We start from the raw sequence: 13,559 nt of genomic DNA on the forward strand, positions 1-13,559 counted from the left end.
TTTCCTCCTTAACAAGACGTCGGACTATAACCTTGTAATACAAGCCCCATCTGTCCATCTTCTTCCTCTGCATGAATTGTCACATCTTTTAATATAGGAATCACTTGATCTTGTATAGCAATCTCTAAACCATCTACAAGTTGAACCGTATCTTGCATAGTTGGTTCGGCAATTTCCACTTGAACATTTACACCACAACAACCTTCTGTACCATAAAAACGAAGCAATTTAGGCGCTTGTCCTTCCATAACTTGCATTAGATAATTTTTTCCTTCTATTGTTAAATTCATTATTTAACCTCTCCTTCTAGTTTCTTTAAACCTGTTTGACCGATAGGCTCCTCCATCAACCAAGGAACAACTACCATTCGTTTACTTTCTTTTTGAACTGCTTCAAGCCATTGCTGCTCCATTTGCTGTTTTTCTTTAAAAATAGGGCTTTCTGTAGCCACTGCAGTAAAGCATTGATTCATAACCCAATAATCAACTAATAATCCAGCGCGTTCTAAATCCGTTTGTAGACGTGCTGCTTCAAGTACAGGTGTTGCTTCAGGCAAACTTACAATTAACACACGCGTATAGTCTGAATCACGTAGTTTTGGTAACAACTCAGAAACAGCAGGTGGAATCTCTCCTTGTGTACGATTCACTTCTTGATGATACGCTTCAGTCGCATCTAAAAGTAATAATGTATGACCTGTAGGCGCTGTATCAATAATGATTGTTTCATGCTCATGTGCTTTCACAACTTCAGCAAATGCACGAAATACAGCAATTTCTTCTGTACAAGGAGATGCTAAATCTTCTTTCACAAGTGCTAAACCATCTTCTGTCATAGTTTCTTCAGCTTTTTCCAAAACAGCTGCTTCATATTTCGCCAACTCTGCTTTTGGATCAATTCGACTCATTGTTAGATTAGGAAGTGTTTCATCTAGAGTCCAAGAAAGATGTGCTGCTGGATCTGTAGTTGTTAAATGAACCGATTGCCCTTCTTCTGCAAGACGCATAGCAATATAAGAAGCAACGGTTGTTTTACCAACACCACCCTTACCCATTGTAAAAATAATATGTGGCTTTTCTCTCGTATACGTTTGAACCAATTCTTCTAAGTTTATATACGCATCAAACGATGAAGTTTCTGTATGAGCAAATGGAATTGACTCATCACGTAACCAACACTCTAAATTTGCTTGAGATGACAACGTATATGGTACATATGGAAGTGTGTATGTTTTTAAATGACGTAGAGCATGCGGCATATGCTGAAGGGCTGCTCGTTGACGATTTGCGAAAGCATGTTCCATCACATCATCACTCACTTCTTCAAAATAGCCATTGATGATTAATTGCTGATGCTGCATACCTAACGCATCTAATTCTTGAGATGCACGTGCAGCTTCTTTTAAAGGATTCCCATCTGGACGAGTTACAAGCCATAACGTCGTTTGATTTTTATCCATTAAACGCTCTACAGCTAAACGATACATGTCTCTATGTTCATTCAAACCCTTTAAAGGACCTAAACAAGAAGTGCCTGTCGTATTTTCATCTAAAAAATGTGTCCAAGCCGATGGTAATTGCAGTAAACGTAGTGTATGCCCTGTCGGTGCTGTATCAAAAATAATATGATCGAAATCTTGAAGTAAGGTTTGATCCGTCAATAATTGAGCAAACTCATTAAATGCAGCAATCTCAACTGTACAAGCACCTGATAATTGTTCCTCCATATTTTGAATTAAAACAGGTGGAAGCTTTCCGCGATACGGTTGAATCATTTGTTCTTTATAATGAGCTGCTGCCTCTTCTGGATTAATATTTAACGCATAGAGTGTATCTGAAATATGGGTCGGCTCTCCATAAATCGTTTGTTGAAACACATCTTGCAGATTAGAAGCTGGGTCGGTACTAATTAACAGCACTTTTTTCCCTTCACGCGCCATTGAAATAGCTAATGCACATGAAACAGATGTTTTACCGACGCCACCTTTACCTGTTAAAAAGACGAAAGGGGTTGTAGGAAAATCAGCTTTTGTTAAACGTTTCACTTTGAAACATCTCCCTTAATGTTTAGACGAATTTTTGGTTTTTTCGCTAATTCTTCAGTAGGTATTCCCGTCCATTCAGAAAATTCCTCCGTAGTAGGATAGCGCCCTTTTACTGCCAGTAAACCATCTATAAGCGTGATAGGTAAACAATCCATACCTTCTTCCATAACCAATTGATTCACTTGTTGATTTTCAACAAAAACATCTGGATGATTCGTTACATTAAAGCGCTCTGCTGTAATTGTTGGTTGATTTTGTACATGATGCATAATAAATGAAATTCGCAGTAAATCTGTGTCAATCGATGGTCCACATAGACCTGTTGGACAACACATTGCTGGTTCATACATTTGAATGACCTTCATAATCATCTAGCTCCTTTTCAACAAAATCTTGAATTCTTTTTTGGATTGCATCGCGAACTTCTTGAAAAACAGCCCACTTTTCTTCTTCTGTTCCTGTCGCTTTTGCAGGGTCTGTAAAACCCCAATGTTCCCGTTTTACATGAGGTGGCGTTACAGGACATTTATCTGCTGCATCACCGCATAGCGTTACAACTAATGTTGCCTGATTAAGAATTTGTGAATCAATCACATCTGAAGTTTGCATTGTAATATCGATTTGTACCTCTTGCATGGCTTTTACAGCTTTCGGATTCAAACCATGCGCTTCAATTCCTGCGCTTTTTACAGTCCAATCAGTTGGTAGCAACTTCTTCGCAAAACCTTCTGCCATTTGACTTCGACATGAATTACCTGTACATAAAAAATAAAGAATTTTGTTCATTTTTTAAATCACCTCAAAATATAATAACTTACTTATATAATCATATTCTTATATAAAAAAGATGTCAATTTCTTTTCAACTATCTATGATATAATATTTTTTGGAAAGGATTGACATACATGAAAAAGAAATTACTTATTGGTATTTTAACAATCAGCATTGCTCTCAACCTCTTCCTCCTTGGGAAATGGTACTTTTTTGAACGAGGCTATGAAGAAACAGAGAAAGAATATAAAATCTTAGGTGAAATGGTCGTTAAGACGATGGAAAGTGATGATTACAAGAAAATTGCAGAAAAAGAACAAATTTTATCCATTAACTATGGTGTAGATCGCTATAAAGGTGGCGCTTTCCCTTACTACATGTCTGTTTTTGTGAAAACAAAAGACAACAATTATATGTTTGATTGTGCAGATAAGACTTGTGAAAAGGTAGAGATAAGCGGAGAAAGCTATTCCATTTATCAAGATGAGCCTCTAGCGTTACCACTTAAAAAATAAACAGAAAAAACCAAAACTGTGCCGAAGCGCGATTTTGGTTTTTTCTTATCATTACATTATTTACTTACTTTTTTACCTAGAATAACGAGGTCTCTTTTCATACCGTCTAGTTCAGCAACTTCCGGTAAGAACGCCCATTGTTCAAAACCGAAATGTTTAAATAGTTTCATACTCGGTTCATTTTGAGCAAAAATAAAGCCGAGTATGGTTTGAATGGATAAAGAAGGCGCTGCATCTAAAACGAATTGAATCGCCTTTTTGCCTAAGCCATGTCCTCTGAAATCAGCATCCAAATAAATGCTCACTTCCGCTGTCGCATCATAGGCTTTTCGACCATAAAAATCTTGTAAGCTAATCCAGCCACAAATCGCCCCGTCTAATTCCATCACCCATAGTGGTCGGTGATCTGCTATATGGGCATGAAACCAAGGTGTACGTTCTTCAACAGTGACTGCTTCTAAATCAGCTGTCACTATACGCCCTTCAATCGTTGAATTATAAATCGCGACAATGCGCTCTAAATCATCTAATTTTGCTATACGGAACGTTAGTGTACTCATGCTGTGTCTTTCTCCTTTAAACTGTTTTATAACCAATCGCCTGCTCCAAATGCGCTTTTACACGCGGCCAATCTTCACGTATAACCGAATAGACAACACTATTTCGAATATAACCATCTTTACAAATAATATGTTTACGCAGTACCCCTTCTTTTGTTGCTAAAAGCCCTTCAATAGCACGACAAGAACGTGTATTTCGCTCATCTGCTACGATTTGAATCCGTTCAAGCCCTTCTTTTTCAAAAGCATATTGAAATAATAGATATTTACAACGCTTATTCACCGAAGTGCCAAAATATGCGGGGGTTAGCCACGTGTAACCGAGCGTTGCAGCACGATTTTTAGTATCTATTTGATAAAAACGCGTCGAGCCAATTACGCGATTCGACTGACGATCTACAATTGCATAAGTTTGCTCCGTTTTCGATTTATGTAAGGCATCTTCAATATAAGCCTCTGCATCTTTTAATGATTGAATCGTATGTGCTGTATATGTCCAAATCTCCGCATGATTCCCTGCTTCAAATAAAGCTTCTGCATCTTCCATTACAAGTGGACGTAAATAAATAACATCATCATCTAATTGACTAAATTCCATCCCATTCGCCTTCTTTCGTTTTTCTTATTATAGCGCACCTTTTTCAAAATAAAAGAAAAAACTGTCTCCTTTTTGGAAACAGTCTGAAAATTATTGAAATAGACAAATTGAGATAGGTTTTTCTCGATGTTGCATTAAGAGTTGGTATAGCTGTGCACGATGATGAATGAGGTGCATTAGAATTTCTAGTATCCACTCTTGTTGCGTATATGTAGCGCCCCAATAACTGGTTGATTCACGCTGCTTTTCACATTCTGGCATACATTCAATATGTGCGTAAAGCTGCTTCATATGATAAATAAACATCTGTTTCATTTCACAAATCGTCTCCAAACGATTGCGCTGATAAAATGCATCCATTTCCTGATGACTCGCAGAATTTGCTAACATTAAATCTGCTTTTGGTAAGTAGGTCATATGATGACACAATTCGAAAACAGAACGAATCCTCTTTGCTTCTGGTTCTTTCCATGTTTGCTCATTCACTTCATCAAATAGTTGCACAATTGTTTTTTCAATAAAATGTAATTGTTTTACTAAAGACTGCATTTTTTGAACCCCTTTGTTATGTAGGAGGGTGAAAGACCCCTCAAATAAAGCTATTAATTAGTTTTTATTGGCACGATCACGAATCATTGCTTCACGTGACGGATAAATATAACCAGGTAACTTTTTACGAATTGTATGTGTAAACGCACGTTTTGATTTGTCTTTCGCAGACGGTCTTTTTTGTTGTGTCTGTTTTTCAACGACTGGTTTTACAGACATCTTTTGCGTTTTTCGAACTGTACGATGCTCTACATAGTATTGATGAATCATCGCGTCCAATTGACGTTCTTCAAATTTAAGCGATGATATCACAAGTAGTAAAGGAATACCTATTAGTGCAATAATAGAGAGAATTAGTAATATTAGCAAGTTTTTTCACACCCTCCGACTAAATATTATAATCCATATATTCCCTATTAATTTTAGTTAAAACCTTTATTTCTGCACGAGACGATATTGATTCACGGGTCGTCCTACCCCGCCATATTGAATATCAATGACAACTTGACGCTGCTTCTCTAAATAATCTAAATAACGTCTTGCGGTTACACGTGCTAAACCAACCCCCTGCGCCACTTCAATAGCTGTAACAGCACCTTTTTGCTCCCCAATAAATTGAATAATCTTTTGTAAGGTTGCACCATTTAATCCCTTTGGTAAAGCATCATGATAATGGTCGGTCTCTCTTGTTGGATGCAGTAATTGATCCAGTTCATCCTGATTGAGTGCTTCCTTCTTCGTAATATACGCTTTATATGCTAAATATTGCTGAATGGTTTGCTTCATACGATCAAACGTAAAAGGCTTCATAATATAATCATAAACACCTAATTGCAGCATTTTTTCAATTGTTTTCATATCATTCGCTGCAGTTACAGCAATAACATCGACAGGTAAACCTTGATCTCGAATTTGTTGCAATGTTTTAATTCCATCTTGTTCTGGCATGAAAATATCCATAAGCGCTACATCTGGCGCTAATGTTTTCAGCTGCTCCACCCCTTCAATTCCATCTTTCGCCACTCCTACAATACGAATACCTTCGATTTGCTCTAAAAATTGGCGATTGACTTGACGTACCATTGGATCGTCTTCAATTAATACAACATCTATCACGCGATGTTCCCCCTACTCCATTGTAAATGTAACTAAAATACTCGTTCCTTCATTCAACGAACTTGTAATATCAATACTACCGTTCGTTTTGTTTAAAATATCTGAAATTAAATATAAACCAATGCCATGATTGGCAGAATTCTTCGTTGTAAAACCATTATCGAAAATCTTTTGAATTTGTTCATCGGTCATACCGACACCATTATCCTCCACTAATATCGATAATGTTTCATCGTTTTGGTCAATACTAATAAAGATTTCTTTTGATGAACTACTCGTCAGTTGCAGCGCATCAAAAGCATTTTCTACAAGATTTCCAAACACCACAACAAAATCGTGGAAATCAAGTTTTTCTGGTAAGCGTTCAAGTGTACTATGCTCGTCCATCATGACATCAATACCCAGTTCCTTCCCGCGATTGATTTTACTCAGTACCAGACCTGCAATATTTTGATTTTGAATGCGCTGATTTAAGAAATTCGTTGTTTTTTCCTGCGTCGTTTGCACTTCTACAATGTAATCCATCGCTTCTTGATGGTGACCTAGTTGTAGAAGTCCTGAAATCGTATGTAACTTATTTTTATGCTCATGATTTTGAATGCGAAGCGCTTGTACGAACTCTTTTACACCTGTTAACTCTTCCGCTAACTTTTTCACTTCTGTACGGTCTTGGAAAATGGCAATCGCCCCGACCGTCTCACCGTCTACTTCAATCGGCACACGATTACTTAAAATCGTATGTTGATTAATATGTAACTCTTTATTGTAAATGGGCTGATTGAAATCTAAAATCTCTGGTAGGCGTGTATCAGGTAAAATATCATAAATCTTCTTTCCGAGCAAATTCTGCTCGCCAATCCCTAAAATTTGTCGCGCTTTCGGATTGAAGATGGTCACCGTAAACTCTTTATCAATGGCGATAATCCCTTCATGCATCGCATTGAATGTCTCAATACGCTCTGTATATAATTTAGCAATCTCATGCGGTTCATAATCCAGCATCTGCTTCTTCACACGACGACTTAGAATCAGCGCTCCCCATAAACCAAAGGCAGTTGATAGTGTCAGTGCAAGTGCAATCTCCCACTTCATTCCACCTAACACTTCAAGAACACTTGGTAAACGATAGCCAACGACTGTAACACCGATTTGCTGATGTTTAGTATTCATGATCGGTACAAAGGCGCGTACCATTACACCCACTTCACCTTTTGCTTTCGACGTATAATAATGCTCTGAATAGGCTGCTTCTTCGTCTGGTGTTGTCGAAACTGTGCCAAGCTTACTCGTTAAAGGATGCGACAATCGCATATGATCCATATTCATAATCACAATATAGTCTGCAGAATTGACCGTTCGTAGCTGTTCAACGGTTTGATTAATTCGACGTGCCTGTGCTTCAATAGATAAATTATTCTCGTTATGTAAGATTTCTTCAATTTCAGGTAATGTCGCGACCGTTCTCGCTACAAGCATCGACTGCTTCTGTAATTCTTTTTCTTTTGAATTGACAATACTCCCTAAAATAAAGACGCCCGCAATCAATAATGAGAAGGCAATGATGAAGAACGTAAGTGCAATCATCCCTTTATTTAAGGTCATTTTTTGTTTGAACAAACAAGCCACCTCTCTTATACTTTTTAACATTGTACCACTTCAATTATGTTAAACTAATAAAAATTAAATCAAAGTGGAGGGTCGACGTTGCGTACATATATGCTATCCGCTCTATTCGTCGTTATCGCTTTACTCGGTTATATGAGCTATGAACAAGGCTTTTTCAAAAGCGAAACATTACCGTATGACGAAGAACAAGAGGGATTAAAAGATCAAATTACGATTCGTTTTTCACATGTTGTCGCAGAAGACACACCGAAGGGACAAGCTGTGTTGAAATTTGCTGAACTCGTTCAAAAGCGCTCGCATCATCGTATTCAAGTTGAAATTTCACCGAATGGTATGCTTTACAATGATGTGAATGAATTACAAGCGCTAAAAGATAATGACGTTCAGATGATTGCCCCGACTCTTTCTAAAGTAACAAAAGAAGTACCGAGTTGGGAAGTTCTAGATTTACCCTATTTATTTTCATCCACTGCTGAAGTTCAAAAAGTATTCACAAGTGATGTCGGTGAACGTCTTTTAAACGAACTCCAACATGAAAATATGAAGGCACTTGGCTTTTGGCAAAATGGCTTTAAACAGATGATTAATGAAAAAGAAATCATTCAAGACGTACAAGATTTTAAAGGGCTTCGCGTGCGTGCGATGGAGAGTGATATGCTTAAACAACAATTCGAGCAAGTGAAAGCAACGCCTGTAACCTCTTCATTTGACGAATTGTTTACAGAACTCAATAAACAAAAGATGGATGCACTTGAAAATACAATTTCAAATATCTACTCAAAAAGCCTGTATAAAAAAGAAAATCATTTAACGATTTCAAATCATGGCATTCTTGCCTATGCGGTCATTATTAATAAACAGTTTTGGCAACAACTCGAACCAGCCGATCAGCAATTGATTGAGCAGGCGTTAAAAGATGCAACAGAATGGAATATGGAGAATGCTATGCAGATGAACGATCATGACTTACAACAACTGAAGAATCTCTCCGTTGAGATACACACTTTAACACCGCAGCAACAAACAGCGTGGAAAAAAGCGTTTATGCCACTCTATCGTTCATTTGAAAATCGTAGTGATGCACATTATCTACACGAAATTCAGCAATTAATTCAGAAAAAAACAGATACCTAAACTGTATTACAACAATAGAAAAATGACCATAAAGCGTTTTCATACAAGACTGGACACCTTTGTTCAGTCTTTTAAAATGCTGTTAAATCAACGTTTTCATCCTTTTTCGGTAAAAAGAACTTTATGACCAAAAAGAACTTTATAACCGAATTATTCCTTTGTACTAAAACAGCGCTTATGATACATGTAAGCGATCACAAAATTGAATAACAAAGAGGGATGAACATGAAAAAGAAAAAGTGGTATAAGAACTTAACGGTTCAAGTAGTCATCGGGATCATCTTAGGGATCATCGTTGGTGGCGTCTTCCCAACATTCGGTCAAGATTTAAAAATCCTAGCAGACATTTTCATCAAATTAATTAAAATGTTAATCGCACCAATTATCTTCTTAACGGTTGTGATTGGTATTGGTAACATGGGGGATATGAAAAAAGTTGGTAAAATTGGGGGTAAAGCGTTAATTTACTTCGAGATTGTTTCAACAGTTGCACTTGCAATTGGTTTTATCGTGGTACATATTATCCAACCAGGTAAAGGAACAGGTATTGACGTATCAAAAATTGATACATCAGCTGTTCAAAACTTTACAGATCAAGCAGCAGCACAAGAGTCTGGCTTCGTACCATTCATTATGAACATTATTCCAGAGCATTTCGTTGGCGCAATCGCAAACGGTGATTTATTACCAATCTTAGTATGTGCGGCGCTATTCGGTCTAGCATCTGCTTCAATTGGTGAAGCAGCACAACCTGTTATGAAGGTTATGACATCTGCCTCTGAAATCTTCTTCAAAATCATCGGTATGGTCATGGTTATTTCACCATTAGCAGCATTCGGTGCAATGGCTTACACAATCGGCTCATTCGGCTTCGGTTCTTTAAAAAGCTTAGCATTATTAATGGCTTGTATCTACATTACAATGGCGCTATTCATCTTCTTAATTCTTGGCGGTATTATGAAGGGCTTCGGCTTCAATATCTTCAAATTCCTTGCTTATATCAAAGAAGAATTATTACTTGTATTAGGTACATCTTCTTCAGAAACAGCTTTACCAGGTATCATGAAGAAATTAGAAAAATTCGGTTGTTCAAAACAAGTCGTTGGTTTAGTTATTCCAACAGGTTACTCATTCAACTTAGATGGTACAGCCATCTACTTATCAATGGCTGCTATGTTTATCGCACAAGTTTACAATGTTGACCTATCGATCTGGCAACAACTAACATTATTATTAGTATTAATGGTTACATCAAAAGGTGCTGCAGGTGTTACAGGTTCAGGTTTTGTTACATTAGCTGCAACATTAGCTGCGTTCCCAATGATTCCAGTAGCAGGTATTGCCCTACTAATCGGTGTAGACCGCTTCATGTCAGAAGCGCGTGCCATCACAAACATAATTGGTAACTCCGTAGCAACAGTTGTTGTATCAAAACTAGAAAATGAATACAACCCAGAGCAACACGAAGCACTCGTGAAAGAAATTAAAGAAGAACATGCATAAGAAAAACGAAATCGCGCTATATGTGCGGTTTCGTTTTTTAATTACTTATCCTTTTCATCTGAATACATATTTAATAGGAAAGAATTGCGTCTTTTTAGTTCAACCATTACTATAGAAGGTAGTATGTTTTAAAGGAGTTTTACATAATGAAATTAACATCGCGTAAAGAGCAAGCGATCTTCTTGCAAAAGAAGGTCAAACAAGTGGGGCTCGTATCGATTGTGACACTGTTCTTTGTTGTCTTGCTACAAATTTCACGTTCATTTGCCGCAAAAGAACCGGAGTCTTTCTGGCGCTTTGGTGAACCGATCTTTATCGGCTTAGCCTCTATTTTCGCACTTCTGCTATTTGGAATTGTCGTACATCTCGCTTATAAAATTTTGCAAAGTAAACAAGAGATTCAAAAACGTTCGAAATCATAAAAATAAGTGGGTTCATCGAATATAGATGAGCTCATCTTTTTATATTTAATAATTGCTGCTGCACTTTTCAATATAAAACCGATTTTTAAAACGGCAACTTTAAAATCGTATCGATTATAATCGATTATTATTTATTTATACAAATAATCGATAATTGAGTATAAATACGAAATCATAGATGCTTTCGATAATAATATCACTTAATTAACCTATTTTATTTCTATCTTATTTAATTGACTTCTATCTATAATCATCATACAATGAAGTTAGTAAGATTCTTGTCGCGAGAATCACATGTAGTACAGCGCCTGGTTTGGTCACCAGGCGTTTTTTATGTATTAAATCTATAGAAAGAGCGTTGAGCCCAGTTGGAATCAACGCTCTTTTTTCTTACAGCATCATACGGAAGAAACGATAAATTGTATCCACGAATCGAAATAGATCCGCTGCATATCGAAAGATGGTCAGTCCTTCTTCACGCTTTTTCTTTCGCTCAGCCTTTACTTTCTCTTGTCGCGAGTATTTAGGCATGTAGTACACCTCCTTCCGAAAAAGGAGTCAGCTGAAAATGCTGCCATTTTATTGTAGCACGAAAACGACCTTTTGGTGCTAGATTAAAATATATGTAGTATTGCCTTCAAATGTGATGTATAAGCTTTTGTTGAAAACTACTTTTTCATTAGCTGATAGTGAATCTTTAATTACAAAATTTTAAGTAGGAGGGGATCTAATGAAGCTTACATTACCCAAACATACATATTACCTCGATGCGATTTCATATTTTTCATGTTAGCTCAAATCGTCATATTGCTGTTGTATTGGAAAGGGTTAGATGAGCGAGTTCCGATTCATTTTAATTTACTAGGTAGTCCAGATGGCTACGGTTCAAAATATGTTTTATGGATATTGCCGATTGTCTCAATCTTACTGTTCGCAGGGTTGAAAAGCTTTCGATTTATTAAATTCAATCGCTATTTAGTAAAGTTTGATAAACAACTAAGTATGAAACTGTACAAACTCTATTGCTCTTGGACTTCACTCGTATCCGCTTTGACACTGTTTTTCTTTTTTATATTGCTCTATGCCTCTATACAAATTCAGCCTCTAGAGAAAATTCCATCTTATATTATTATCGTGTATTTCGGTGGATTGATTCTATCGGTGATTGTGTATGGCATAATCGAATCCTCGTATAAAAAGAAGTATATAAACTCAAAACAAAAACGAGTAGCACGCTGAACGTGTTACTCGCTTTTTAGATTCATTATGGATAGAAAACAAGTAGGATACCTATTAACAGTGCTCCCAAGACAATTGCTACATAGAAACCATATGTACCTAATAATAATTCAAGAGGTATGAAAATCAGCATTCTAAAAAAGCTCTTAGGGTTCTCTTTCACTTCCTTATAAGCCTGGTACATCATCACGCAAAAATTGACAAGGAAAAAGAGTATTAATCCATATCCGATTATAACTTCCAATGGATCACCTTCACTTTATTATACTTACCTGCGTTTGAGAGCTAAGCGTCTACTCATTTTTAAGCAATTTATTCGAGTATAACTGAATACTATATAACATAGCAGTAATCAGTAGTGAAATGACAAGAATCGCATATAAGAATGATGAAATTAGAGCTGCAAACCCTATGAATATACCACAGATGATAAGCGCACATCCACTAAATCTTTGAATTTGAGTCCATGATTTTTTATTTTGAAAGCTAGCGGCATTTCGAACACCCACTTTAGAATTATAATTGACTGTAGATAAGAAACTGCCGATGATAATGAAAATACAGCCTACAAAGATTAAAAAGAGACGTTCTGTGTTTAACGCTTCATTACGGACATTGAGTATGTAGACAATATTTAATCCAATAACGAATAAACCACCGATCATAGCAAATGCTGTATTCATTTTTTGTTTATTTTCATTTTTTCTATCGATGAGCAGCAAAGCGTAAAAAATAACGAGGACACACAATGAAATAATCATAAACATGAGAAACATGAAACTTTTATGCGCATAATCCGTTATTCCACCTGAATTAGCATGCATGATAACTTTTTCTGGTAAAGAACGATATGTACTTAACCACACAATGAGAGACATGAAAAAAGATGCAACTAATAATAATACATTTTTCAATACATTCATCCTTTCTTGCTTTAAATATCGAGGAAAGCGATTCCACTAATACGTGAAAAGGAACTACAAAGACAATATAAAAAGCACCCTCTTTTACAACGAGAAGGTGCTTTTGATGAGTCCTTTTAGCTAATTTTTAGCTAAACCTCTAATAGCAAAGCTAATCACAAGTAGTCCAATTATTAACGAAACCACTCTCAATGTATAATCCGCCACAAGTAATGCGCCCATCATTTTTTCATCGTTATAGCCATGCCCAGTAATAATCGTTGGCACAAATATAATCACGATACCTAGAATAATCGTTATAACAGTTGTTATGCTTTTCAAATTACCGCCCCTTAATAACGCTTATGTAATTCCCTTACTACTAATTGGCCAGATAATGTTATGTACTTAAAGTCTTATGCAGTTTGGTTATTTTGTTATTAGAATTGGGTACTCCAATTCTTTTTTTATGAATTTTTTTACTCATTCAAACAAACACTTGAATGAATTATTAAAAATGGTTATACTATATTCAAATAAACACTTGAATGAATTATTAAAAATGGTTATACTATATTCA

Annotated in this window: 18 protein-coding genes; 5 read left to right on the top strand and 13 right to left on the bottom strand. The window is 36.4% G+C overall.

From position 1 onward, the window contains the following. Positions 1–8: 8 nt before the first annotated feature. Genes KGI01_RS06385 through arsC form a run of 4 tightly spaced genes read right to left on the bottom strand, consistent with a single transcriptional unit; the run spans position 9 to position 2,830 of the window. Positions 9–290, bottom strand: a complete 282-nt coding sequence (locus KGI01_RS06385) for a Fe-S cluster assembly protein HesB (protein ID WP_068453408.1) — start codon at positions 288–290, stop codon at positions 9–11. Beyond that, positions 290–2,044, bottom strand: coding sequence for an arsenical pump-driving ATPase (gene arsA, locus KGI01_RS06390; RefSeq protein WP_141274001.1), 1,755 nt, complete (start codon positions 2,042–2,044; stop codon positions 290–292). Before arsA ends, KGI01_RS06385 begins: the two co-directional genes overlap by 1 nt. After that, complete coding sequence (arsD, locus tag KGI01_RS06395) at positions 2,041–2,409, bottom strand: arsenite efflux transporter metallochaperone ArsD (protein WP_141274002.1); 369 nt, start codon at positions 2,407–2,409, stop codon at positions 2,041–2,043. The genes arsA and arsD overlap by 4 nt, the downstream gene beginning before the upstream one ends. Continuing rightward, complete coding sequence (arsC, locus tag KGI01_RS06400; protein WP_141274003.1) at positions 2,387–2,830, bottom strand: arsenate reductase (thioredoxin); 444 nt, start codon at positions 2,828–2,830, stop codon at positions 2,387–2,389. The genes arsD and arsC overlap by 23 nt, the downstream gene beginning before the upstream one ends. Before the next feature lie 119 nt (positions 2,831–2,949). On the opposite strand from arsC, the gene KGI01_RS06405 reads away from it, so the two are divergent. Further along, positions 2,950–3,330: a hypothetical protein gene (locus KGI01_RS06405; protein ID WP_141274004.1), complete on the top strand. Its 381-nt coding sequence runs from the start codon at positions 2,950–2,952 to the stop codon at positions 3,328–3,330. A 56-nt stretch (positions 3,331–3,386) separates the two neighbouring features. Here KGI01_RS06405 and KGI01_RS06410 read toward each other — a convergent pair whose 3' ends face one another. From KGI01_RS06410 to KGI01_RS06435, 6 genes are all read right to left on the bottom strand, one after another. Further along, entirely contained in the window at positions 3,387–3,890 is a 504-nt protein-coding gene (locus KGI01_RS06410; RefSeq protein ID WP_141274005.1) for a GNAT family N-acetyltransferase, read from the bottom strand. 16 nt (positions 3,891–3,906) lie between these two features. Further along, positions 3,907–4,488: a GNAT family N-acetyltransferase gene (locus tag KGI01_RS06415; protein WP_141274006.1), complete on the bottom strand. Its 582-nt coding sequence runs from the start codon at positions 4,486–4,488 to the stop codon at positions 3,907–3,909. A 90-nt stretch (positions 4,489–4,578) separates the two neighbouring features. Next, a complete protein-coding gene (locus KGI01_RS06420; RefSeq protein WP_141274007.1) occupies positions 4,579–5,037 on the bottom strand; it encodes a DinB family protein in 459 nt (152 codons plus the stop codon). 57 nt (positions 5,038–5,094) lie between these two features. After that, complete coding sequence (locus KGI01_RS06425; protein WP_141274008.1) at positions 5,095–5,406, bottom strand: hypothetical protein; 312 nt, start codon at positions 5,404–5,406, stop codon at positions 5,095–5,097. Between the two features lie 66 nt (positions 5,407–5,472). Next, positions 5,473–6,153 carry a response regulator gene (locus KGI01_RS06430; RefSeq protein WP_121177242.1) on the bottom strand — a complete coding sequence of 227 codons (681 nt, stop codon included), beginning with the start codon at positions 6,151–6,153 and terminating at the stop codon, positions 5,473–5,475. A gap of 12 nt (positions 6,154–6,165) precedes the next feature. Beyond that, the gene (locus KGI01_RS06435) at positions 6,166–7,755 is read right to left on the bottom strand and encodes an ATP-binding protein (protein ID WP_255314751.1); all 1,590 of its coding nucleotides are present in this window, start codon (positions 7,753–7,755) and stop codon (positions 6,166–6,168) included. Between the two features lie 102 nt (positions 7,756–7,857). On the opposite strand from KGI01_RS06435, the gene KGI01_RS06440 reads away from it, so the two are divergent. The 3 genes from KGI01_RS06440 (at position 7,858) to KGI01_RS06450 (ending at position 10,838) form a co-directional block, all read left to right on the top strand. Next, positions 7,858–8,913: a DctP family TRAP transporter solute-binding subunit gene (locus KGI01_RS06440; RefSeq protein ID WP_087680763.1), complete on the top strand. Its 1,056-nt coding sequence runs from the start codon at positions 7,858–7,860 to the stop codon at positions 8,911–8,913. Positions 8,914–9,138: 225 nt separating this feature from the next. Continuing rightward, positions 9,139–10,416, top strand: a complete 1,278-nt coding sequence (gene dctA / locus KGI01_RS06445; protein ID WP_141274010.1) for a C4-dicarboxylate transporter DctA — start codon at positions 9,139–9,141, stop codon at positions 10,414–10,416. A 146-nt stretch (positions 10,417–10,562) separates the two neighbouring features. Beyond that, the gene (locus KGI01_RS06450; RefSeq protein ID WP_068453433.1) at positions 10,563–10,838 is read left to right on the top strand and encodes a hypothetical protein; all 276 of its coding nucleotides are present in this window, start codon (positions 10,563–10,565) and stop codon (positions 10,836–10,838) included. 390 nt (positions 10,839–11,228) lie between these two features. On the opposite strand, the gene KGI01_RS13845 is transcribed toward KGI01_RS06450, so the two are convergent. Beyond that, positions 11,229–11,369, bottom strand: a complete 141-nt coding sequence (locus tag KGI01_RS13845; protein WP_156422352.1) for a hypothetical protein — start codon at positions 11,367–11,369, stop codon at positions 11,229–11,231. Positions 11,370–11,624: 255 nt separating this feature from the next. Here KGI01_RS13845 and KGI01_RS14200 point away from each other — a divergent pair, with 255 nt between their 5' ends. Next, positions 11,625–12,077, top strand: coding sequence for a DUF1648 domain-containing protein (locus KGI01_RS14200; RefSeq protein ID WP_141274011.1), 453 nt, complete (start codon positions 11,625–11,627; stop codon positions 12,075–12,077). Between the two features lie 293 nt (positions 12,078–12,370). Here the strand turns inward: KGI01_RS14200 and KGI01_RS06460 are convergent, their stop codons facing one another. Both KGI01_RS06460 and KGI01_RS06465 read right to left on the bottom strand, forming a co-directional pair. Further along, positions 12,371–12,991: an SdpI family protein gene (locus KGI01_RS06460; RefSeq protein ID WP_170214750.1), complete on the bottom strand. Its 621-nt coding sequence runs from the start codon at positions 12,989–12,991 to the stop codon at positions 12,371–12,373. A 129-nt stretch (positions 12,992–13,120) separates the two neighbouring features. Next, on the bottom strand, positions 13,121–13,321 hold the full coding sequence (locus tag KGI01_RS06465) for a hypothetical protein (RefSeq protein ID WP_068453441.1): 201 nt from the start codon (positions 13,319–13,321) through the stop codon (positions 13,121–13,123). Positions 13,322–13,559 lie beyond the last annotated feature (238 nt).

The organism is Kurthia gibsonii, assembly GCF_006539985.1.
Lineage (GTDB): Bacteria > Bacillota > Bacilli > Bacillales_A > Planococcaceae > Kurthia > Kurthia gibsonii.